The 20,867-nt window shown below is 73.1% G+C and carries 19 protein-coding genes and 2 pseudogenes; 14 read left to right on the top strand and 7 right to left on the bottom strand.

The genetic code is table 11. The features are described from left to right. Positions 1 to 30: 30 nt before the first annotated feature. Positions 31 to 423, bottom strand: a complete 393-nt coding sequence (locus SCA03_RS09370) for a MerR family transcriptional regulator (RefSeq protein ID WP_086815781.1) — start codon at positions 421 to 423, stop codon at positions 31 to 33. Between the two features lie 131 nt (positions 424 to 554). Between SCA03_RS09370 and SCA03_RS09365 the strand changes: the two genes are divergently transcribed. Together SCA03_RS09365 and SCA03_RS09360 are read left to right on the top strand one after the other, a co-directional pair. Further along, positions 555 to 1,478 carry an alpha/beta hydrolase gene (locus tag SCA03_RS09365; protein WP_086815779.1) on the top strand — a complete coding sequence of 308 codons (924 nt, stop codon included), beginning with the start codon at positions 555 to 557 and terminating at the stop codon, positions 1,476 to 1,478. A 129-nt stretch (positions 1,479 to 1,607) separates the two neighbouring features. Next, the gene (locus SCA03_RS09360; RefSeq protein ID WP_141275297.1) at positions 1,608 to 2,738 is read left to right on the top strand and encodes a serine hydrolase domain-containing protein; all 1,131 of its coding nucleotides are present in this window, start codon (positions 1,608 to 1,610) and stop codon (positions 2,736 to 2,738) included. Between the two features lie 116 nt (positions 2,739 to 2,854). Here SCA03_RS09360 and SCA03_RS09355 read toward each other — a convergent pair whose 3' ends face one another. After that, positions 2,855 to 3,046, bottom strand: a complete 192-nt coding sequence (locus tag SCA03_RS09355) for a DUF1737 domain-containing protein (protein WP_030877504.1) — start codon at positions 3,044 to 3,046, stop codon at positions 2,855 to 2,857. 81 nt (positions 3,047 to 3,127) lie between these two features. On the opposite strand from SCA03_RS09355, the gene SCA03_RS09350 reads away from it, so the two are divergent. Continuing rightward, on the top strand, positions 3,128 to 4,129 hold the full coding sequence (locus tag SCA03_RS09350) for a nucleoside triphosphate pyrophosphohydrolase (RefSeq protein ID WP_030877507.1): 1,002 nt from the start codon (positions 3,128 to 3,130) through the stop codon (positions 4,127 to 4,129). 53 nt (positions 4,130 to 4,182) lie between these two features. Here the strand turns inward: SCA03_RS09350 and SCA03_RS09345 are convergent, their stop codons facing one another. Then, complete coding sequence (locus SCA03_RS09345) at positions 4,183 to 5,118, bottom strand: serine hydrolase (protein ID WP_030877511.1); 936 nt, start codon at positions 5,116 to 5,118, stop codon at positions 4,183 to 4,185. Beyond that, complete coding sequence (locus tag SCA03_RS09340; RefSeq protein ID WP_086818080.1) at positions 5,115 to 6,095, bottom strand: LysR family transcriptional regulator; 981 nt, start codon at positions 6,093 to 6,095, stop codon at positions 5,115 to 5,117. Before SCA03_RS09340 ends, SCA03_RS09345 begins: the two co-directional genes overlap by 4 nt. 196 nt (positions 6,096 to 6,291) lie before the next feature. On the opposite strand from SCA03_RS09340, the gene SCA03_RS09335 reads away from it, so the two are divergent. From SCA03_RS09335 to SCA03_RS09295, 8 genes are all read left to right on the top strand, one after another. After that, entirely contained in the window at positions 6,292 to 7,269 is a 978-nt protein-coding gene (locus SCA03_RS09335) for a BlaL family class A beta-lactamase (RefSeq protein WP_086818079.1), read from the top strand. Between the two features lie 136 nt (positions 7,270 to 7,405). Beyond that, the gene (locus tag SCA03_RS09330; protein WP_051855949.1) at positions 7,406 to 8,116 is read left to right on the top strand and encodes a lysoplasmalogenase family protein; all 711 of its coding nucleotides are present in this window, start codon (positions 7,406 to 7,408) and stop codon (positions 8,114 to 8,116) included. Positions 8,117 to 8,393: 277 nt separating this feature from the next. After that, positions 8,394 to 9,620: a cytochrome P450 family protein gene (locus tag SCA03_RS09320; RefSeq protein WP_107061389.1), complete on the top strand. Its 1,227-nt coding sequence runs from the start codon at positions 8,394 to 8,396 to the stop codon at positions 9,618 to 9,620. A 218-nt stretch (positions 9,621 to 9,838) separates the two neighbouring features. Next, complete coding sequence (locus SCA03_RS09315) at positions 9,839 to 10,840, top strand: LysM peptidoglycan-binding domain-containing protein (RefSeq protein WP_141275296.1); 1,002 nt, start codon at positions 9,839 to 9,841, stop codon at positions 10,838 to 10,840. Between the two features lie 572 nt (positions 10,841 to 11,412). Further along, a complete protein-coding gene (gene eno / locus SCA03_RS09310; RefSeq protein ID WP_030877527.1) occupies positions 11,413 to 12,693 on the top strand; it encodes a phosphopyruvate hydratase in 1,281 nt (426 codons plus the stop codon). Between the two features lie 153 nt (positions 12,694 to 12,846). Next, positions 12,847 to 13,398 carry an FtsB family cell division protein gene (locus tag SCA03_RS09305; RefSeq protein WP_086814360.1) on the top strand — a complete coding sequence of 184 codons (552 nt, stop codon included), beginning with the start codon at positions 12,847 to 12,849 and terminating at the stop codon, positions 13,396 to 13,398. A 96-nt stretch (positions 13,399 to 13,494) separates the two neighbouring features. Then, complete coding sequence (locus SCA03_RS09300; RefSeq protein WP_230988558.1) at positions 13,495 to 14,172, top strand: DUF501 domain-containing protein; 678 nt, start codon at positions 13,495 to 13,497, stop codon at positions 14,170 to 14,172. After that, positions 14,169 to 15,131 (top strand): Ppx/GppA phosphatase family protein, encoded by a 963-nt coding sequence (locus SCA03_RS09295; RefSeq protein WP_086814358.1) that lies wholly within the window; start codon positions 14,169 to 14,171, stop codon positions 15,129 to 15,131. Before SCA03_RS09300 ends, SCA03_RS09295 begins: the two co-directional genes overlap by 4 nt. 12 nt (positions 15,132 to 15,143) lie before the next feature. Here SCA03_RS09295 and SCA03_RS09290 read toward each other — a convergent pair whose 3' ends face one another. From SCA03_RS09290 to SCA03_RS09280, 3 genes and pseudogenes are all read right to left on the bottom strand, one after another. After that, on the bottom strand, positions 15,144 to 15,413 hold the full coding sequence (locus SCA03_RS09290; protein WP_030877535.1) for a type II toxin-antitoxin system RelE family toxin: 270 nt from the start codon (positions 15,411 to 15,413) through the stop codon (positions 15,144 to 15,146). Then, positions 15,410 to 15,682 carry a type II toxin-antitoxin system Phd/YefM family antitoxin gene (locus SCA03_RS09285; RefSeq protein ID WP_030877538.1) on the bottom strand — a complete coding sequence of 91 codons (273 nt, stop codon included), beginning with the start codon at positions 15,680 to 15,682 and terminating at the stop codon, positions 15,410 to 15,412. Before SCA03_RS09285 ends, SCA03_RS09290 begins: the two co-directional genes overlap by 4 nt. Positions 15,683 to 15,848: 166 nt before the next feature. Beyond that, a pseudogene (locus tag SCA03_RS09280) lies at positions 15,849 to 16,490 on the bottom strand (HAD family hydrolase). A gap of 371 nt (positions 16,491 to 16,861) precedes the next feature. Here SCA03_RS09280 and SCA03_RS36020 point away from each other — a divergent pair. The 3 genes and pseudogenes from SCA03_RS36020 to SCA03_RS09265 all read left to right on the top strand — a co-directional run. Further along, positions 16,862 to 16,996 (top strand): annotated as a pseudogene (locus SCA03_RS36020) (flavoprotein); the annotation flags it as partial. 798 nt (positions 16,997 to 17,794) lie between these two features. Continuing rightward, positions 17,795 to 19,240, top strand: coding sequence for an NAD(P)/FAD-dependent oxidoreductase (locus SCA03_RS09270; protein ID WP_037851429.1), 1,446 nt, complete (start codon positions 17,795 to 17,797; stop codon positions 19,238 to 19,240). Positions 19,241 to 19,491: 251 nt separating this feature from the next. Then, complete coding sequence (locus SCA03_RS09265; RefSeq protein WP_030877545.1) at positions 19,492 to 20,811, top strand: class I SAM-dependent methyltransferase; 1,320 nt, start codon at positions 19,492 to 19,494, stop codon at positions 20,809 to 20,811. The last annotated feature ends 56 nt before the right edge of the window (positions 20,812 to 20,867 follow it).

Below are 20,867 nucleotides of genomic sequence, written 5' to 3'. Positions count from 1 at the left end.
CCCCTCACGGCCCGGGCGGCGCGCGGTGTTTCAGGCGGCGCGGTCGATCGGTGCGCCCTGTGTCTTCATGCGGCGGACCGTCTCCAGGTACTCGGCGATCGAGTCCCGGTTGCGGGTCAGACAGTCGATCCGCTGGGTCAGATGGTCGTGTTCGCGCTCCAGGATGGCGACCATTTCCGGGGTCAGGTCGTCGAAGTAGATGCTCCTGGGCTGGTCCAGGCAGGGCAGGATCTGGCGGATGATCCGGGTGGGCAGTCCGGCGTCGAGCAGTCCCTTGATCTGCATGACGCGGCCCACGTGGAACTCCGCGTACTCGCGGTAGCCGTTGTCGGAGCGGCCCGGCGAGATGAGCTTCTGTTCCTCGTAGTACCGCAGCAGCCGACGGGAGGCTCCGGTGCGCTCTGCCAGCTCTCCGATCCTCATGGGGCCGAGCCTATGACAGCGGTGACGGGGACCTCGCAGCCGCCGGTTTGACCTTCACATCGATGTGAGGGTCGGAGACTCGCAGAGCGGTTGGAACACAGCCGCTCACACCTTTGACGAGGAGTTCTCCCATGTCTTCGTTCGACGTTCCCGCCTTCTACGCGGAGTGGGCCACGCGCAGCGGCCAGATCTTCGACGCGGCCGCCGGGAAGGGGCCCGACAGCCTGGAAACCGTCCGGCTCGGCTACCGGAAGTTCTTCCAGGAGTCGTTCCCGCCGCCGGAGGGCGTGACCTTCGAGACCGTGGACGCGGACGGGGTGCCCACGGAGATCGCCGTCCCCGAGGACGCCGTTCCCGGCCGGCACGTGGTCTATCTGCACGGCGGCGGCTACGTCACGGGGGATCCGCAGGGCTACCGCGGCCTGGTCGGGACTCTCGCCCTGCGGCTGCGTGCCCGCGTCGTCGTGCCGGACTACCGGCTCGCGCCCGAAGCGGTCTATCCCGCCGCCGTCGACGACTCCGTGACGGCCTACCGCTGGCTGCTGGAGCAGGGGGTCGCGCCGCGGGACGTCGTGTTCGCCGGTGACTCCGCCGGTGGTGCGATGGCGGTCAGCGTCCTGGTCGCGGCGCGTGATCTGGGGCTCGCGCTGCCGGCCGCGTCGATAGCCGTCTCGCCCTGGGCCAATCTCGAACACACCGGGGCCACGATGGTCTCGCTCGACGGTGTCGACCCCTCCGTCAGCCGCGCGGGGCTGCGCCAGGCCGCGGATGTCGTCCTCGGCAACGCCCCGCAGAGCAGCCCGCTGGCCTCGCCGGTCTTCGCGGACACGCGCGGTCTGCCGCCGGTCCTGATCCAGATCGGCGGGCACGAGGTGATGCTCAGCGACGCGATCAGGCTCGCCGCCAAGCTGGCCGACGACGGCGTACCGGTCCGCCTGGATGTGGCACCGGGGATGGGGCACGTGTGGCATCTGGTCGTCGGCCACCACCCCGCGGCGGACAAGGCGGTCGCCGACGCCGTCGCCTTCGCCGAGGAGCACCTCGCGGCGGCATGACGCCCCGCGGCGGGAGGCCCGGCCCGTCGCCGTGCGGGCCTCCCGCCGGCCCTCCCCGTGAGCAAGCACGCCCGGGACACCGGGAGATGAGCACAACGCCTGGCACGCCAGGAGAGAGGCACACCGTTCATGACCGCCGTCCACGGCACCGCCCGGCCTCGTTTCGACGCCGTACGGGCCGCGTTGCAGGAGAACTTGGATTCCGGCGAGGAGCTGGGGGCCTCGCTGGTCGTCGACATCGACGGCGAGCGCGTCGTCGATCTGTGGGGCGGCCACCGCGACCGGGCCCGCACCCTCGCGTGGGACGAGCACACCGTCACCAACGTGTGGTCCGTCACCAAGACCGTCACCAGCCTCGCCGCGCTGGTGCTCGTCGACAGCGGCGACCTCGACGTCCATGCTCCCGTGGCCCGGTACTGGCCCGAGTTCGCGGCCAACGGCAAGCAGGACGTTCAGGTCCGGCACCTGCTCGCGCACACCTCCGGGGTCGCCGGCCTCGACGGGCCGGCCACGGTCACCGACCTGTACGACACGGAGGAGGCCACCGCCCGGCTGGCCCGGCAGGCGCCGTGGTGGCGTCCGGGCACGGCGTCCGGCTACCACATCTTCAGCTACGGGCATCTGATCGGCGAGCTGGTCCGCCGCACGACCGGCCGCTCCCTCAAGGAGTTCGTCGCCGAGGAGATCGCGGGACCGCTCGCGGCCGACTTCCGTATCGGGGCGGACGAGCGCGACCGGCACCGCATCGCCGAGGTGGTGCCGCCGCCTCCGCTCGCCCTGGATCTGCCGCCGGGCAGCCCCGCCGCCAAGGCGATGAACGGTCCGGCCGTGGACGCGGCCGTCGCCAACACCCCGCGGTGGCGGGCCGCGGACATCGGCGCTGCCAACGGCCACGGCAATGCCCGCTCCGTCGCCCGTATCCTCTCCGTCCTGGCCCGCGGCGGTGAGACCGACGGCTCCCGGCTGCTCGGCCCGAGGACCGTCGACACCGTCTTCAGCGTCCAGGCCGACGGCACCGACCTGGTGAACGGCCTCCCCCTGCGCTGGGGTGTCGGCTACGCCCTTCCCCGGTCGCAGGCCGTGCCCTGGATACCCGACGGGCGGATCGCGTTCTGGGGAGGCTGGGGCGGCTCCATGATCATCATGGATCTGGACCGCCGTATGACGATCTCCTACGTGATGAACCGGATGTCCGCGGGCATCCTCGGCTCCGCCCGCAGCGCCGCGTACGTCCGGGCCGTGTACGACGCGGTGGGCTGACGACCGCGGAGCGGGGCGGGCACGTGCCCGCCTCCCGCCCCGGCGCGCCCCGCCCGCACCGTGCCGGGGTCGACCGCGTCGGGGCCGCCCGGTGCGGGTCGTCGTCGACGTTCCCGCTACGGCCGCTCGCCCGTGGGCCAGACCACCGCCTGCGCGACGATGACGTTCTCCCCGTCGAAGGTGACGGCGGGCCCTTCGTGCAGTGTGTAGCCGAGGCTCAGCGCTTCGCTCACCCGGCGGCAGAACGAGGCGTCGTCGGGGCCGGTCAGGACGCGGTAGACAGGAAGTCCGTCGGGCGGTGTGCTCATGGGGAGAGAGTCTCAGATCGCGTGACCGCTCAGGTCGGCCGCCCCGGTCCGGCACCGTCCCCGCCGCGTTACGTTCGTAGCGTGAACACCACCCCGCCGCCCAGCTCCGCGCACGCCGCCGTCGGCCGTCTCGTCCTGCTCACCACCACGCACCGGGTCGCGCCCGGGCTGCTGTCCTGGCCGGCGTGGGAGGTGCTGCGCGCGGCGGACCGGGTGCTGTGTGCGGACGCCGCGCATCCGCAGTTGCCGTATCTGCGGGAGGCCGGGGTGCGGGTCGAGGTGCCCGACGGGGGGCTGCCGGACGCGCATGCGCTGGTCGCCGAGTGTGCGCGTGACGGGGGGCGCACCGTCGTCGTGGTGGCGACCGCCGAGGGGGAGCCGGGGCTGACCGACGCGCTGGCCCGGCTCGCCGGCTCCGGGCGGGCGGACATGCCGGACCTCGAACTGCTGCCGGGTTCCTACGATCTGCCCGGGGCACGCCTGCTGGATGTCGTCGAGGTCATGGACCGTATCCGCCTCGCGTGCCCGTGGAGCGCCCGGCGCACCCACCACGATCTGGTCAAGTACGGCGTGGAGGAGATGTACGAGCTGGTCGACGCCATCGAGGCGGGTGACCGCGGGGAGCTGCGCGAGGAGTTGGGCGACGTCCTGCTCCAGGTCGTCTTCCACGCCCGTATCGCCCAGGACGACGCGGACGAGCCGTTCGCGATCGACGATGTGGCCGGCACGCTCGTCACGAAGCTGGTGCACCGGCACCCGCACGTCTTCGGTGACGACGTGGCCGAGACCGCCGCCGATGTCGAGGCGCACTGGCGCCGCCGCAAGGCGGAGGAGAAGCACGAGCGCACCTCCGTCACGGAGGGGGTTCCGCTCGGGCAGCCGGCTCTCGCCCTCGCCGCGAAGCTGGCCTCGCGCGCCCGCGCGGCGGGGATCGCGGTGCGGCCGGAGGAGTGCGGGACGGGTGTCGGCTACCGGCTGCTGGAGATGGCGGTCGGCGCGGAGGCGGACGGCGTCGATCCGGAGTCCGCGCTGCGCGCCGCTGCCCACGTCTACCGGGACGCGATCCGCGCGGCGGAGGGCTGAGGCGGACGGTACGCCGGGGCCGAGGACCGGCCCCCTTCGGCAGGGCTGGCGGGTCACCACTCCCGGAGGCGGTCGCGGAGGCGGCGGGCCACCTGGGCCATGAGGGCCTCGGCGCCGGGCTGGCTGTCGGCCGGCACCTGGGACTCGGTGAGCACGGCGACGGCGAACACCTGACCGTCCGCGTGCTCGACGACGCCCACCTCGTGCCGCAGGTTGAGCAGGGTGCCGGTCTTCGACGACCAGGTCGCGGCGTCGGAGGCGAAGTCCGGGGCGAGACGGTGGCGCAGCAGGTTGGCGGCCATCAGTTCGCGGAGCCGCGCGGCGGGTTCCGGCGGGAGGGCGCGGCTCGTTCTGCCGGGCCGGGGTCCGGTGAGGACGGGCGCCCACAGCGCTTCGAGCAGGTCGACGAAGGCGCGCGCGGTGCCGGTGTTGGCGCGCGCGACGTCCAGTTGGGGGACGCGGTGGCCGCGTCCGCTGGTGCCGGCGCTGATCGCGAGGGCGTGTGCGAGGTGGGCGTCGGCGCTCTCGAACCGTTCGGCGGGTGTCTCGGACAGTTCCCGCATGGAGTGGCGGACGGTCAGATCACGGAACCCCCACTCCCTGACCATCTGTTCGACCTGGGCGGGCGGTGTGATCTCGAAGAGCGCGTCGGAGGCGGTGCCGTCGCTCACCGAGGTGCTCAGGTACAGCAGGTCGTCGACGGCGACGCGGGCCGGGTGCCGGAAGCGGCTGAGGCCCGTCGGGCCGGGGGTGGTGATCCGGCCGGGCGCGACCTCGATCTGCTGGGCGCCGTCGACCTCCCCGAGCCGGATGCGTTCCAGCGTGGCGAGGGCGAGGGGCAGCTTGACCAGGGAGGCGGTGGGCAGTTCGGTGTCCGGGTCGATGCCGAGTTCCTCGCCGGTGTACAGGTCGCGGACGAGGAACGAGCCGGTCAGACCGCCCTCGTGCAGCGCGTCGCGCAGTTCGCGCAGCAGACTCTCGGAGTTCAGCACGCCTGCGCCCCCTCTTCCGGGGCGCCGGGCTCGGCACGGGCGCCGGGCTCGGTCCCGGCGTCGGCCCCGGGCCCGGCTCCGGTCGCGGGATCGGGCCCGTGGTCGGCCGTGGCGCCGAGGGCCCGCGCGAGGTACGGCGCCAGCCGCCCGCGCAGACGTTCGGCGTCGGCCTCGACCGCGGCGTCCAGGACGTAGCCGCGGGCGAGCCGGAGTTCGCCGACGGGCCGCCAGTACAGGCCCAGTTCGGCGGCCTGCGCGGGGGAGCACAGCAGGAGGTCGTCGGAGGAGAGCACGTCGGCCGTGGCGGAGGTCAGGTCCGGTGCGACGGACAGCTGGGCGGGGCGCAGCCCGACGGCGTCGCGCAGCCGCGCCAGCCGGCCCTGGATGTGCGGAACATCGTCCTCCGGCTGGACCCGGATGCAGCGGGCGGGGCCGGGCTCGCCGCGGCGCAGGCGCAGCGACTCCACGAACACACGCCGGGTCTGCGGCTCGTCCGCCCCGGCGAGCCCGAGGGGGACGGCCCAGAGCGCCTGGTCGGGCGGTACGGCGAGCAGGCCGGCCCGCACCTCCTGGGTGCGGACGAGTTCGGCGCGCTGTTCCGGGCCGGCGGTCCGCACGTCGAGCCGGATGTCGCGTTCGCGGGAGTCGGCGACCAGGCGCGCGAGTTCGGCGGTCGTGCAGCTGGCGGGCACCGCGAGCCGCATGGGCCGGCTGCGGGCCGCCCGGGCCTCGTCCTCCAGTACGTCGGCGACGCGTACCAGCCGGCGGGCGGCCGGGAGCATGTCCCGGCCGAAGGGGGTGAGGGAGGGCCGCCGGGACGCCCTGTCGAACAGCCGCTCGCCGAAGTGCTTCTCCAGCGCCGCCACCCGCCGGCTCGCGACCGACTGCGACATCTGCGCCGCCGCCGCACCCACCGTGAAGCTGCCCCGCTCGCTCACCTTGACGAACGCGCGGCAGGCATTGACCACGTCCATGGCCCCGACTGTAAGCGGAGCCGCTCCCAGCAGGCATGTATTCCGTTTCCGCATGAACCGGCGCACTCGGGTCTTCGACCGTATGTCCGCACCGGGACGAGAGTGTTCTCGCAGCTCACGGCCGGGCCGCCCGCGTGCCCGGCCGTTCCGTCTTCCCGTGCGCCCCGGCGTACGGCACGGCACAGGAGGTCCGGACATGCGTATCCGTCCCACCCGTCGTCTTCTCCTCGGCGCGGTCGCGCCGCTCGCCCTCGTTCCGCTGGTGGCCTGCGGTCAGGCGTCGGGCTCCGAGAGCGCGGGCAGCAGCCCGGCCTCGGCGGTGCGGACGAGCGCACACGGCTCGGCGGACGCCCACGAGAAGGAGTTCCGGGCGCTGGAGAAGAAGTTCGACGCCACCCTGGGCGTCTACGCCATCGACACCGCCGACGGCCAGGAGATCACCCACCGGGCCGACGAGCGCTTCGCCTACGGCTCGACCTTCAAGGCCCTCCAGGCGGGCGCGATCCTGCGCAAGTTCTCCGAGACGGGCGCGAAGTCCGGCGGGGGCGCCGAGGCCGACGGCATGGACAAGGTGGTCCACTACGGGCAGGACGCGATCCTGCCCAACTCACCGGTGACCGAGAAGCACGTCGCGGACGGCATGTCCCTGCGCGAGCTGTGCGACGCCGTCGTGCGCTACAGCGACAACACCGCGGCCAACCTGCTCTTCGACCAGCTCGGCGGCCCGAAGGGGCTCAACGCGGTCCTCAAGCAGCTCGGCGACCACACCACGAGCATGGACCGCTACGAGCAGGAGCTGGGCTCGGCCGTCCCCGGCGACCCCCGGGACACCAGCACGCCGCGCGCGTTCGCCGAGGACCTGCGCGCCTTCGCCGTCGAGGACGGCGAGAAGGCCGCCCTCGCGCCCAACGACCGCGAGCAGCTGAACGACTGGATGAGCGGGAACGCCACCGGCGACGCGCTGATCCGGGCCGGTGTGCCGAAGGACTGGAAGGTGGAGGACAAGAGCGGCCAGGTCAAGTACGGCACCCGGAACGACATCGCCGTCGTCCGCCCGCCCGGCCGCGCGCCGATCGTCGTCTCGGTGATGAGCCACGGCGACACCCAGGACGCCGAGCCGCACGACGAGCTGGTGGCCGAGGCCGCCTCCGTCGTCGCCGACGGTCTGAAGTGAAACCCACGGTCGCGAACTGAGGCCGACGGCCCGGCAGATGTGGGGCCCGCGGCCCGACGCGTGGGCGAGGGGCGGCGGGGCGGGCCGTGGCAGCGGCCCCCTTGACCGCCCCTTACCCCTCGGTAACACTCCCGGTATGACGATCACGGGGCGGCGACTGCGCGAGGCGGCGGCGAGGGCGGCACGGCCGGGCGGCGGGCGGAGCGCGCTCGTCGGCTTCGGCGCGCTCGCCGCGGTGGACCTGTACGCGACGGCGAAGGCGCCCCGCGGCTGGAGCCGCGCCGCGAAGCCGCTGCTCATGCCGGCCCTGGCGGCGCACGTCGTCCGGGGCCGCACCGAGGCGGCGCAGCCCGTCCCCAAGGCCCTGCTGATCGGCCTCGCGTGCGCCACGGCCGGTGACACCGCGCTGCTGTGCGACGACCGCGGACGGCGCGAGCCCGCCTTCCTGACCGGCATGGCCGCCTTCCTCGGCACGCAGCTCGCCTACACCGCGGGGATGGCCGGCCGGCTCGGCGCCGTCGCCGGGCTGCGCGCCCGCCCGCGCCGTGCGGCGGCCGTCCTCGGCGGCTGGGCGGCGGCCAACGCCGTGCTCGCGCCCGCGCTGGAGCGGCGGCTGCGGCTGCCGGTGGCCGGCTACAGCCTCGCGCTGGCGGCGATGGGCGCCGCGGCGCTCGGCGTCGGCGGCAAGGTGGCGGCGGGCGCGGTGGCGTTCACCGTCTCCGATCTGCTGATCGGGCTCCAGGCCGGGGGCCGCGAACTCCCCGGCCAGGAAGTGCTGATCATGGCGGGCTATCTGCTGGGCCAGTACCTCATCACGGCCGGCTGGCTGGAGCGCATACCGTCGTAGGGTGCACGACCCGACCCCTGCGAACACCCCGACCTCTGCGGATGCCCCGGCCCCCGCGGACACCCCGACCCCTGCGGATGCCCCGGCCCCCGCGGACGCCGCGACCTCAGCGGACACTCCGGCCCCCGCGGACACCCCCGGGAACGCCCCGGCTCCCGAGAACGCGCGGACGCCCCCAGCGGCCGCCGGCTGCCCCGCGCACGGCGCCGCGCGCCAGCGGCCCCCGGCCCTCTTCGACCCGCGCTTCGCCGCCGACCCGTACCCCGCGTACGCGTGGCTGCGCGAGCACGCGCCGGTGCACCGGACGACGCTGCCGAGCGGTGTGGAGGCGTGGCTGGTCACCCGGTACCCGGACGCGCGCCAGGCGCTGGCCGACGCGCGGCTGAGCAAGAGCCCGCACCACCACCGCGAGCAGGGCGCACACGGCAAGGGCAAGGTCGGTATCCCGGGCGAGCGCAGCGCGAACCTGATGACGCACCTGCTGAACATCGACCCGCCGGACCACACCCGGCTGCGCCGGCTGGTCTCCAAGGCGTTCACCCCGCGCCGGGTGGCCGCCTTCGCCCCGCGGGTGCGGGAGTTGGCGGACGGCCTCATCGACGGGTTCGCCGCCCGCGGCACGGCCGATCTGATCCACGAGTTCGCGTTCCCGCTGCCGATCTACGCGATCTGCGACATGCTCGGCGTCCCCTCCCGGGACCAGGAGGACTTCCGGTCCTGGGCGGGCATGATGATCCACCAGCCGGGCAGCCCGCGCGGCGGTGTGGGCCGGGCGGTCAAGCGGATGCGCGGCTATCTCTCGGAGCTGATCGAGAGCAAGCGTGCCGGGCTGGCGGACGGCGCCCCCGGCGACGACCTGATCTCCGGCCTCATCCGCGCCTCGGACCACGGCGAGCACCTGACCGGCGAGGAGGCCGCCGCCATGGCGTTCATCCTGCTGTTCGCCGGCTTCGAGACGACCGTCAACCTCATCGGCAACGGCACCTACGCCCTGCTGCGCCACCCCGCCCAGCGCGCCCGCCTCCAGCAGGCCGTCACCGGGAACGCCGGGACCGCCGGGACCGACGGGCGCACCGACGCGTTCCTGGAGACGGCCGTCGAGGAACTGCTGCGCTACGACGGCCCGGTGGAGCTGGCCACCTGGCGCTTCGCGACCGAGCCGCTGACGCTGGGCGGACAGCGCATAGCGGCGGGCGACCCGGTGCTGGTCGTCCTGGCGGCGGCCGACCGCGACCCGGCGAAGTTCCCCGAACCGGACGTCCTGGACCTCACCCGCACCGACAACCAGCACCTGGGGTACGGGCACGGCATCCACTACTGCCTCGGCGCGCCCTTGGCCCGGCTGGAGGGCCGTACCGCGTTCGCCGCGCTCTTCGGCCGGCTGCCCGACCTGCGGCTGGACGCCGACCCGGACGAGCTGCGCTGGCGCGGCGGCCTCATCATGCGCGGCCTGCGCACCCTCCCGGTGGCCTTCACCCCGCACGGGGGCTCAACTTCCGTGTGAGAAAGGCGACATGGCGGCCGGGCGGCCCCGCACCGGCGCGGGAGTAACACCGCGACGCCCCCTGGCGCTGAATCAACGAAGGGCAGCTCAGGGGCGGTCCGGACTGACGTGGAGTCAGGTGCGTGACCGGCACGTGATGTCGGCGACACCGACTTGTGATGCCGGGGGTTCGCGGCTACTTTCGATCGCCAGCTTCTGCCCCCTACGAGAGGTCCAGCATGCGTTCCGGGAACGGTCGGCACCGCCGCCCTCGCCAGGCCCCCGCTCTGTTCGTCGCCGCGGGGGTGACCGGCGCCGGAATCGCCATCCCGCTGCTCGGTGCCACCGGCGCGCAGGCCGCCGACGCCGGCACCTGGGACCGCGTCGCGGAGTGCGAGAGCGGCGGGGTGTGGAGCGCCAACGAGTCCAACGGGTACTACGGCGGGCTCCAGTTGACGCTGGAGATGTGGGAGCAGTACGGCGGCACCGCCTACGCCGAGCGTCCGGACCTCGCCAGCCGCAGCCAGCAGATAGCCGTCGGCGAGAAGGTCCTGGCGGAGAAGGGCCCCGAGGCGTTCCCGCGCTGCGCGGCCTCCGCGGGGCTGACGGACTCGGCCGAGGACCCCGGCGTCGACCCGGGCGCCCTGCCCGGCCCCACCGAGGACGACCCGACACCCTCGCCGTCCGACGGCACCGACGGCACCGACGGCGCTGACGACACGGGCAGCGGGTCCGGCGGCACCGGCAACATCGCCGATCCGTCCCCGACCTCCCCGTCCGACGACTCCTCCCGGACGCCGTCCGACGACGCGTCCGGCCCGTCCACGCCCGACGAGGACCACGGCTCGCACCCGTCCGACCCCACCCCCGCGCCGGACGACTCCGGCAACTCCGACGGATCCGATGGTTCCGGCAACTCCGGCGAACCGGGGTACGGCAGCGGCACGGGCTCGTCCCACGACGGGCGGGGCGACGGCGACGGCGGTACCGGTCACGGCCGGGGCGAGGGCTCCGGCAAGCACCGCGGCAGCCCGGACGAGCGCGAGGACGCGGGACACCCCTCCCGCGACGACGGGCGCGAGGGCCTCGGCAAGCACCGCGTCCGCTCCGGCGACTCGCTCTCCGAGATCGCCGAGCGGCAGCACCTCCACGGCGGCTGGCCGTCCCTCTACGAGCGCAACAAGGACGTCATCGGCGACGACCCCGACCTCATCCTCCCGGGCCAGGAACTGCGCTACTGACACGGCTCGGCAACGATCTGCGGCGCGGCACCGCCCGCCGCTGTGACAAGGCTCTCCCGGTGTGCGGACCGGGAGAGCCTTCGCATTCCGGACGGGCGCGCGGGCGGCGGCACCCCCGACCGAGAAGGGCCGAGGCGGACCGAGGCGGACCGAGCCCTCGCCCCCGGCCCGGCCGGAAGCCCGCACCCTGTTCCGGCGGACCCGGCACCGCTTCCGAACACTCCCCGCGGCCGGAACCGTGTCCAGCGGCCCGGTGAGAAGCCGGGGCCGGGGCGAGAAGCCGGAGGCCGGACGAGAGGCCAGGGTCCGGACGAGAAGCCGGGGCCCCAACGAGGATCCGACGCACGCCCGCCCCACCGACCCCCGGAAGCACCCCTTCCGGTCCGTCGCACACACCCCTTCCGGGCCGCCGCGCCCGGCCCCGGCAGGCCCCCGCGCCCGGCCCCTCCGGGCCGCCGTGTCCGCCCCGTCCGGCCCGCTGCGGCGCGAGGACCCCGCGTCCGGCGCTCGGCCGACGGCACCGGACGGTTAGGCTCGGGTCCGAAAAGCCCGTCCACACGAAGGAGAACCTCGTGCCGTCCATCGACGTCGTCGTAGCCCGCGAGATCCTCGACTCGCGAGGCAACCCCACGGTCGAGGTCGAGGTCGGCCTCGACGACGGCAGCACCGGCCGTGCCGCCGTGCCGTCCGGTGCCTCCACCGGAGCCTTCGAGGCCCTCGAACTGCGCGACGGTGACGACGCGCGCTACGGCGGCAAGGGTGTCGAGAAGGCCGTCCTCGCCGTCATCGAGCAGATCGGCCCGGAGCTGGTCGGCTACGACGCCACCGAGCAGCGCCTCATCGATCAGGCGATGTTCGACCTGGACGCCACGGCCGACAAGTCCTCGCTCGGCGCCAACGCCATCCTCGGCGTCTCGCTCGCCGTCGCGCACGCCGCCTCCGAGGCGTCCGACCTTCCCCTTTTCCGGTACCTCGGCGGCCCGAACGCGCACCAGCTGCCGGTGCCGATGATGAACATCCTCAACGGCGGCTCGCACGCCGACTCGAACGTCGACATCCAGGAGTTCATGATCGCTCCGATCGGCGCCGAGTCCTTCTCGGAGGCCCTGCGCTGGGGCGCCGAGGTCTACCACGCCCTCAAGAGCGTCCTGAAGAAGCGCGGTCTGGCCACCGGCCTGGGCGACGAGGGCGGCTTCGCCCCGAACCTGGGCTCCAACCGCGAGGCGCTCGACCTGATCATCGAGGCCATCCAGAAGGCCGGTTACCAGGCCGGCCAGGACATCGCCCTCGCGCTCGACGTCGCCGCCTCGGAGTTCTACGAGGAGGGCGTCTACGCCTTCGAGGGCGAGAAGCGCTCGGCCGCCCAGATGACCGAGTACTACGAGCAGCTGGTGGCGGACTACCCGCTGGTCTCCATCGAGGACCCGCTGTTCGAGGACGACTGGGCCGGCTGGAAGACGATCACCGAGAAGCTGGGCGACAAGGTCCAGCTCGTCGGCGACGACCTGTTCGTCACCAACCCCGAGCGGCTCTCCCGCGGTATCGAGGAGGGTGCGGCCAACGCGCTGCTGGTGAAGGTCAACCAGATCGGCTCGCTCACCGAGACGCTGGACGCCGTCGAACTGGCCCAGCGCAACGGCTTCAAGTGCATGATGTCGCACCGCTCCGGCGAGACGGAGGACGTGACCATCGCGGACCTGGCCGTCGCCGTCAACTGCGGCCAGATCAAGTCCGGCGCCCCGGCCCGGTCCGAGCGCGTGGCCAAGTACAACCAGCTGCTGCGCATCGAGGAGATCCTGGACGACGCCGCCGTCTACGCCGGCCGCTCGGCCTTCCCGCGCTACAAGCGCTGACACCTGGCACCGGCCGGCGCGCGGCGGCACCCCCGCCCGCGCGCCGGCCGCCCGGTCCGGCAGCGTCCACGCGTCACACCGCCCAGCACGTTCACCTCGTGCGGTTCGGCACACCGACACCAGACCGACTGGCTCACCCGGCAGGGGAGAGGAATGGGAGCGGACCGGTTCTCCACGGCGACACGACTGCGCACGCTCGGTGCCCAGGCCGCGGCGCGGGTCTACCGCGCACAGAGCAGACGGGTGCGCACCCCGCGCAAGGGCCGGCTCACCGGCCGCGCCGCGCTGCTCGCCCTCGTCCTGTGCTCCCTCGTCGTGGCGCTGGCGTATCCGACGCGGCAGTACGTCACCCAGCGCTCGGAGATCGCCGACCAGAAGCGGCAGGCGGAGCGCACCCGCGACGAGGTGGACAAGCTCAAGGAGCTGCGTGCCCGCTGGCGCGACCCGGCGTTCGTCGAGCAACAGGCGCGCAGGCACCTGCACTTCGTACGCCCCGACGAGCGCGGCTACATCCTGCCGGACGGCACCGCCGACACCGGCCCGCGCCGTGACCGCGGCCCCGCGAACCGGGCGTGGTACGAGAACATGTGGGACGCCGTGGACGCAGCCGACGCAGCCGACGCAGCCGACGCCGCGGACGTCTCCGGCCGCGCCGACGCGAACATCGGCGCGGACGGCCACCGCCCGTCCACAGCGGCCCGCTGACACCCCGAGCCGCGCAGGACCGCACACCGCAGTACACCGGCCGCACCGCGCACCGCACACCCACCCCTGACAACAGAAGCGACGAAACTTCCCCTCATGGACACCCCACCGCCCAGGACCGAGCCGACCGAGCCCGTCCAGGAGGACATCGAGGCGTTCCGCCGGCAGCTGGGACGCCCCCCGCGCGGCCTGCGCGCCATCGCCCACCGCTGCCCCTGCGGACTGCCGGACGTGGTGGAGACCGCACCGCGGCTGGAGGACGGCACGCCCTTCCCGACGACCTACTACCTCACGTGCCCCCGCGCCGCCTCGGCGATCGGCACCCTGGAGGCCAACGGCGTCATGAAGGAGATGACGGCCCGCCTCCAGGAGGACGAGGAGCTGGCCGCCGCCTACCGGGCCGCCCACGAGGACTACCTGGCCCGCCGCGACGCCATCGAGGTCCTCGCTGGCTTCCCCAGCGCCGGCGGCATGCCGGACCGCGTCAAGTGCCTGCACGTCCTCGTCGCCCACTCCCTGGTGGCCGGCCCCGGCGTCAACCCGCTGGGCGACGAGGCGCTGGCGATGCTCCCCGAGTGGTGGCGCAAGGGCCGCTGCGTCCAGGTACCGGCGCCGGGCGAGGCCCCCGCCCCGGCCACGGCCGACGGCGGCACGGACTCCCCTGAGCACGCAGCCGCCGGGGACGGCACCCGGACCGACGGCGGCAGGGGCGGTGCCACGGACGGCGCCACGGACGGTGACGTGAACGGCGACACGGACGGAGAACGCGCATGACGGCGCAGCGGGTGGCCGCGATCGACTGCGGCACCAACTCGATCCGCCTGCTGCTGGCGGAACTCGACCCGGACACCGGCGACTTCCACGAGCTGGACCGCCGGATGGAGATCGTCCGCCTCGGCCAGGGCGTGGACCGCACCGGCCGGCTGGCCCCCGAGGCCCTGGAACGCACCTTCGGCGCGTGCCGCCGCTACGCCGCCGCCATAGCCGAACACGGCATCCGCTCCGACCATGTGCGCTTCGTGGCGACCTCCGCCTCACGCGACGCGGAGAACCGGGAGGACTTCGTCCACGGCATCCGCAACATCCTCGGCGTCGACCCCGAGGTCATCACCGGCGACCAGGAGGCCGCGTTCTCCTTCACCGGCGCCACCGAGGAGCTGGCCCCCGGCACCTTCGACCCGCCGTACCTCGTCGTCGACATCGGCGGCGGCTCCACGGAGTTCGTCCTCGGCAGCGAAGAGGTCGAGGCCGCCCGCAGCGTCGACATCGGCTGCGTCCGCCTCACGGAACGTCACCTCACCCAGGACGGCGCCCTCGTACCGACCCCCGCGCCCGCCCTGATCGAGGCCGTCCGCGCGGATGTGGCCGCGGCACTGGACGAGGTCGAGCGCACCGTCCCGCTGCGCCGGGCCCGCACCCTCGTCGGCCTCGCCGGGACCGTCACCACCCTCGGCGGCATCGCCCTCGGCCTGGACGCCTACGACCCGGCACGCATCCACCACGCCCGCGTGAGCCTCACCCAGGTCCGCGACATCACCCACCGCCTCCTGACCGCCACACACGACGAACGCGCCGCGATCCCCGTCATGCACCCGGGCCGCGTCGACGTCATCAACGCCGGCGCCCTGGTCCTCCTCGCGATCATGGAACGCACGGGAGCGGAGGAGGTCGTCGTCAGCGAACACGACATCCTCGACGGGATCGCGATCCACACGGCACTCGGTGCGCGGTAGGAGCGGAGGGCGCTACAGGTTCCGGTAGACATCCCGCCGGTCGCCCACCTTGACGACGAGGATGACGAGTTCGCCGTCGTTGACCTGGTACGCGACCCTGTAGCTGCCGACTCGGAGCCGGTAGAGCCCCGAGGGTCCGGTGAGCTTCTTGATGTCGGCGTCCTCGCGGTACGGATCGTCGCCGAGGGCGGTCAGTGCGGTCAGGATGCGCATGGCTTCGAGTCGGCCGAGGGCCCGGATCTGCCGCTGTGCTGCTGTGGTGAACCGGAACGCGTACTTCACGCGGCGCCTTCACCGCGCTCGCTGAACAGGTCCGCCAGCAGCTCGGCCATCGAAATTGTGGGCTCGCCGTCGGCCAGAACCGCTTCCGCTTCACGGGCCAGCAGCACGTCGGCCGCTTCTTCCAGCGCTTCGAAGTCGGCGATCGGCACGACCGCGGCAACCGGTGCACCGTTGCGTGTGATGACGGTCGGGGTGCCTTCCTCGGCCTGGTTGATGTGCTCCGCGAGGTGTGCGCGTGCGTCTCTGACGCTCGCGGTGTTCTCGGTCATGGAGCCAGTGTACGCATTCGCGTGTACACACTGCCAGGCGTAGGAGCCGCGCTCGCGAGCCCTCCTCGACGGGCATCGCCCGGACTGTGGCAGCGGCGGCGGGATCTGCTGCCCCAGGAACCCCGCTCCACCTGCTCGTGCCGCCCGGTAGCCGGGGGCTGCGTGGTCACTCCGCGTCGAGGAGAAGAGCGGGCAGCTCCTGGAGGCCGCTGATGGTCAAGTCCGGGCGCATGTCCGCGGAATCGGCCCACAGATGCCCCCAGGGGCCTCGCCGGATCAGGCAGGTGCGCAGCCCGGTGCGCGCTGCCGGGGCGATGTCGTTCGCGGGGTGGTCGCCCACGTACACCGTGTTCGACGGCGCGGAGCCCGTCGTCCTCAACAGCCGCTCGAAGAAGGCCGCTGCCGGTTTCGCCGTCCCCCACTCCTCGGAGGTGGAGACGCTGTCCACCGGCAGGCCGAGGCGGCGCAGAAGTGTGCCCGCGCGTGCGGTCTGGTTGCCCGCGACATGTACGGCGAAGCCCGCTGCGCGCAGTTGGGAGAGCCCGGTGCGTACATCCTCGTAGAGGTCGCTGTCGTCGAGCCGCTCGCCGAAGCCGGCGGCTGTCATGGCGGCCCGTTCGGCTGCGACGTCGACGTCGGGACGAATGAGCCGGATCGCCTCGGCGTTGTCCCGGCCCTGTGCCACGACGGCGCCCACGAGCGCGGAGAGCGTGTGCCGGGGGACACCGAGCTAGTCCGCCCACGACCCCCAGTACCGGTCGTCCCGGACCAGGGTCTCGCCGACGTCGAAGACCACGGTGGTAACCACCGTGGCAGCCTACGACCCGCGCTGCGCGACAGACCGCCCGCGCGGGAGCACACCCCTGCGTCCACGGCCAAGCGCCCACGCACGTCCGCGCTGGGTCCGTTCCTGGGCCTGCTGATGCCGTGCCGGCAAGCCGTGCACCCTGTCGGGCTCCCGCGCACCCGGGGCGCTGACCTGGCGATGCGCCCTCGCTCGGCCACGCGGCCGACGCGGCGCCACGGGGACGCTGCCCGGGACCTGTTGGAGGCGGAGAGGCGCGCGTCGGAGGAGGCGGCCCGCCCTTCCGTGGTGCGACTGGTCGGCCGGTTGCTGGAGCTGGTGCCGTCACCGGGGCCGGAGTTGCGCGGCCTCGCACAACGCTGTGGACTCCCCGCATGACGCGGCCCGCCCTCTATCTGATCGCCTGCGCGGCAGGCCCGGCCCAGTACGTCGACGACGGCGTCCGCGCCGCGCAAGCCGCGGAGTGGGACACCTGCCTCGTCCTCTCGCCGACCGCCGCGACCTGGTGGGGCCCACTGGTACAGGGACGAGCACCCGACTCATGTCCCTGCCGAGTCCATTTCCTGGCATGCTGATGCCGTGCTGAGGGGAGGGCGCGTCCGAAATGCCGGAGTCGCAGGAAGTGATGGAAATCCGCACTCCGGCCCCAGAAATCCCCAGGTCAGCAAGTGTGCTCCCCGCACGCGCGGGGATGGTCCCTGGCCCTCGGCCTTTTTGGCGAAGCGGAGACCGTGGTGCTCCCCGCACGCGCGGGAACGGCCCCCCGAACCGCCGAGGCCGGAGCAATACCTGCCGCGCTCGCCGGGCGCGTAGGTCGCCGGACCTTCCCTGGGAGCGCGGTGAAGGCTCCCAGGGAAGGGCTCCCGCCCCGACTCCCTTGCTCCGCACGGCACTTGAAACGCTCTCACTTGAGCGGCAGCGGACTCTGCTGATAGGTGTGGAGGGGGTCGCGGAGGGCGCCAGGGTCCTTTGGGGTAACTGTTTTCGTGAATTTCTTCACATGAGAAAGTGCCCGCTGGAGGGGTTCTCCGCCCCGGAATCCAAGGTTCCAGGGGGAGTTCGGGGGGTCGATTGCCCCGTCGGGTGGAGCGGCGCGAGGGAGAGGTGCGGTCGGCTCCGCAGTGGTTCAGTCGGGGGGTCCGGGATCCCTGCTGCTCAAGGGGTGCGTCAACGGCTCGTGGGGCCGAGTGGTTCCCCCGGCGCGCTGTGGGGTCGATCACGGGGCGGCGGAGTGTAGCAGAGGGTGGGGGCATCCTTGTGAAGGCCCTCACGAAGTGCGGTCGGGTCCTGGGTGGATACTCGATTCCATGAGCACCACGGAGCGTCCCCGAATCCTCGTAGTGGGTGGCGGGTACGTCGGTCTGTACGCGGCCAAGCGCATCCTCAAGAAGATGCGGTACGGCGAGGCGACCGTGACGGTCGTCGACCCGCGCTCGTACATGACGTACCAGCCCTTCCTGCCCGAAACCGCCGCCGGCAACATCTCCCCTCGCCACGTCGTGGTCCCGCTGCGACGCGTGCTCCCGAAGGCCGAGGTCCTCACCGGCCGTGTGTCCACGATCGACCAGGACCGCAAGGTCGCCACGGTCACGCCGCTGGTCGGCGAGGCCTACGAGCTGCCTTTCGACTACCTGGTGGTCGCGATGGGCGCGGTCTCCCGGACCTTCCCCGTGCCCGGCCTGGCCGAGAACGGCATCGGCATGAAGGGCGTCGAGGAAGCGATCGGTCTGCGCAACCACGTGCTGGAGCAGCTCGACAAGGCCGACTCCACGAAGGACGAGGAGGCCCGTCGCAAGGCCCTCACCTTCGTGTTCATCGGTGGCGGTTTCGCCGGCGCCGAGACGATCGGCGAGGTCGAGGACATGGCGCGGGACGCCGCGAAGTACTACCCGACGGTCAAGCGCGAGGACATGCGGTTCATCCTCGTCGACGCGGCCCCGGGGATCCTTCCCGAGGTCGGCCCGAAGCTCGGTGAGTGGGGCCTGGAGCACCTGAAGAAGCGCGGTATCGAGGTCTACCTCGGCACGTCCATGGACTCCTGCGTCGACGGTCACGTCGTGCTGAAGAACGGCCTGGAGGTCGACTCCAGCACCATCGTGTGGACGGCCGGCGTCAAGCCCAACCCGGTGCTCTCCCGCTTCGGTCTGCCGCTCGGCCCCAAGGGCCATGTCGACGTCGACGCCTCGCTCCAGGTCAAGGGCACGGACTACATCTGGGCCGCCGGTGACAACGCCCAGGTTCCGGACCTGGCGGCCGGCAAGGACGGCGCGTTCTGCCCGCCGAACGCGCAGCACGCGCTGCGTCAGGCGAAGGTGCTCGGGGACAACGTCATCTCCGGGATGCGCGGCTTCCCGCAGGGCAAGTACAAGCACGCCAACAAGGGCGCCGTCGCGGGCCTGGGCCTGCACAAGGGCGTCGCGATGATCGTCTTCGGCAAGAAGAAGATCAAGCTGAAGGGCCGGCTCGCCTGGTACTTCCACCGCGCCTACCACGGCATGGCCGTGCCGACCTGGAACCGCAAGATCCGGGTCTTCGCCGACTGGACGCTCGGTATGTTCCTCAAGCGCGAGGTCGTCTCGCTGGGCGCCATGGAGCACCCGCGCGGCGAGTTCTACGACGCGGCCGCACCGGTCACCGCCGCCGCCGCGGCGAAGGCCGAGGCCGCGAAGGCGGACAAGGACAAGGCCCAGACCGCCGACAGCTCGGCGGACGACCGGGCGGGCGCCAAGTCGGAGCCGGCGAAGGCGTCCTGACGGCACGTCACAACTGATCCGCGCACCGCAAGGGGCGTGAGCCATCCGTGGGGCTCACGCCCCTTCGGCGTGTCCGAGGGCCGGTGCGCTGGAAGGAGCCCGGGGCCCGGCCGGGCCGCCGCCGGTGCCGCAATCTTTCGGGAAACTCCGTCGGCCCGGTCCGGATTTCCGTGCACAGTGGGCATACAGCAGCCCCCAGATGCGTTACGTGTATGGGGAATCCACCCCTTCTTTCCACGGAGGTGTGTTCAATGTCCGGCGCAGCGCCACGGATCGTCGCACTCGCTGAGAAGGCGCTGGGAGCCCCGCTCCCCGTCCGCATCCGCGCCTGGGACCGCAGCGAGGCCGGGCCTCCCGGTGCCCCCGCTCTCGTCATCCGGCACCGCAGGGCGCTGCGCCGGGTGCTGTGGCGGCCCGGCGAGCTGGGTCTGGCCCGGGCCTGGGTGGCCGGGGAGATCGACGTCGAGGGCGATCTGTACGAGGCGCTCGATCTGCTGGCCGGAATGATCTGGGAGAAGGGCGAGGACCGCCCGGAGCGCGGCGTATTCGACATGGCGCGCGACCCGGCGGTCCGCGAGGCCGCCGTCGAGCTGGTGAAGCTCGCGGGGCCCGGCCTGCCGCCCCCGCCGCCGAAGGAGGAGGCCCGCCGGCGCACCGGGCTGCGCCACACCCTCGGCCGCGACCGCAAGGCCATCAGCCACCACTACGACGTGGGCAACGAGTTCTACGAGCTGGTGCTGGGCCCGAGCATGGTCTACTCCTGCGCCTACTGGCGGCCGGACGGGACGCTGGAGGAGGCCCAGCGCGACAAGCTGGATCTGATCTGCCGCAAGCTCCAGCTGCGCGAGGGCCAGCGGCTGCTGGACGTCGGCGGCGGCTGGGGCTCGCTGGTGCTGCACGCGGCGCGCGAGTACGGCGTGCGCGCCGTGGCCGTGACGCTCTCCCGCGAGCAGGCCGCCTACGGCCGCAAGCGGGTCGCCGAGGAGGGGCTGGCGGACCTGGTCGAGATCCGGGTGCAGGACTACCGCGAGGTGGACGACGGCCCCTACGACGCCATCTCCTCCGTGGGCATGGCCGAGCACGTCGGTGCGGCGCGGTACCGCGAGTACGCGGCCGATCTGTACGCGCTGCTGAAGCCGGGCGGCCGGCTGCTCAACCACCAGATCGCGCGCCGCCCGCTGGCCGACGAAGAGGGCTACGAGGTGGACGAGTTCATCGACGCCTATGTCTTCCCGGACGGTGAACTCGCCCCGGTCGGCCGCACCGTCGGCCTGCTGGAGGACGCCGGTTTCGAGGTGCGGGACGTGGAGGCGCTGCGCGAGCACTACGCCCGTACGCTGCGCGCCTGGGTCGCCAACCTGGAGTCGGACATGCCGCGCGCGGCCCGGCTCACCTCCCCGGGCCGCGCGCGCATCTGGCGGCTGTACATGGCGGCCTCCGCGCTCTCCTTCGAGCGCAACCGCATCGGCGTCAACCAGGTGCTGGCGGTGAAGACCCCGCAGGACGGCGCCTCGGGCCTGCCGCTGCGCCCGCGCGCCTGGACGGAGGAGGCCGGGAGCACGGGCGGCTGACGGCCGCGTACGGCGGCGCCCGGGGCGCGCGCCGCCCCGCCCGTACGACGAGGGCC

This window comes from Streptomyces cacaoi, from assembly GCF_006539165.1.
GTDB lineage: Bacteria > Actinomycetota > Actinomycetes > Streptomycetales > Streptomycetaceae > Streptomyces > Streptomyces cacaoi.
This window is presented reverse-complemented; position numbering and strand designations above follow the sequence as displayed.

Bases quoted from the DNA above. Each gene is read 5' to 3' on its own strand.
- SCA03_RS09370 (WP_086815781.1), bottom strand. From the start codon at position 423: ATGAGGATCGGAGAGCTGGCAGAGCGCACCGGAGCCTCCCGTCGGCTG.
- SCA03_RS09365 (WP_086815779.1), top strand. From the start codon at position 555: ATGTCTTCGTTCGACGTTCCCGCCTTCTACGCGGAGTGGGCCACGCGC.
- SCA03_RS09360 (WP_141275297.1), top strand. From the start codon at position 1,608: ATGACCGCCGTCCACGGCACCGCCCGGCCTCGTTTCGACGCCGTACGG.
- SCA03_RS09355 (WP_030877504.1), bottom strand. From the start codon at position 3,046: ATGAGCACACCGCCCGACGGACTTCCTGTCTACCGCGTCCTGACCGGC.
- SCA03_RS09340 (WP_086818080.1), bottom strand. From the start codon at position 6,095: ATGGACGTGGTCAATGCCTGCCGCGCGTTCGTCAAGGTGAGCGAGCGG.
- SCA03_RS09335 (WP_086818079.1), top strand. From the start codon at position 6,292: ATGCGTATCCGTCCCACCCGTCGTCTTCTCCTCGGCGCGGTCGCGCCG.
- SCA03_RS09330 (WP_051855949.1), top strand. From the start codon at position 7,406: ATGACGATCACGGGGCGGCGACTGCGCGAGGCGGCGGCGAGGGCGGCA.
- SCA03_RS09315 (WP_141275296.1), top strand. From the start codon at position 9,839: ATGCGTTCCGGGAACGGTCGGCACCGCCGCCCTCGCCAGGCCCCCGCT.
- SCA03_RS09305 (WP_086814360.1), top strand. From the start codon at position 12,847: ATGGGAGCGGACCGGTTCTCCACGGCGACACGACTGCGCACGCTCGGT.
- SCA03_RS09300 (WP_230988558.1), top strand. From the start codon at position 13,495: ATGGACACCCCACCGCCCAGGACCGAGCCGACCGAGCCCGTCCAGGAG.
- SCA03_RS09295 (WP_086814358.1), top strand. From the start codon at position 14,169: ATGACGGCGCAGCGGGTGGCCGCGATCGACTGCGGCACCAACTCGATC.
- SCA03_RS09285 (WP_030877538.1), bottom strand. From the start codon at position 15,682: ATGACCGAGAACACCGCGAGCGTCAGAGACGCACGCGCACACCTCGCG.
- SCA03_RS09270 (WP_037851429.1), top strand. From the start codon at position 17,795: ATGAGCACCACGGAGCGTCCCCGAATCCTCGTAGTGGGTGGCGGGTAC.
- SCA03_RS09265 (WP_030877545.1), top strand. From the start codon at position 19,492: ATGTCCGGCGCAGCGCCACGGATCGTCGCACTCGCTGAGAAGGCGCTG.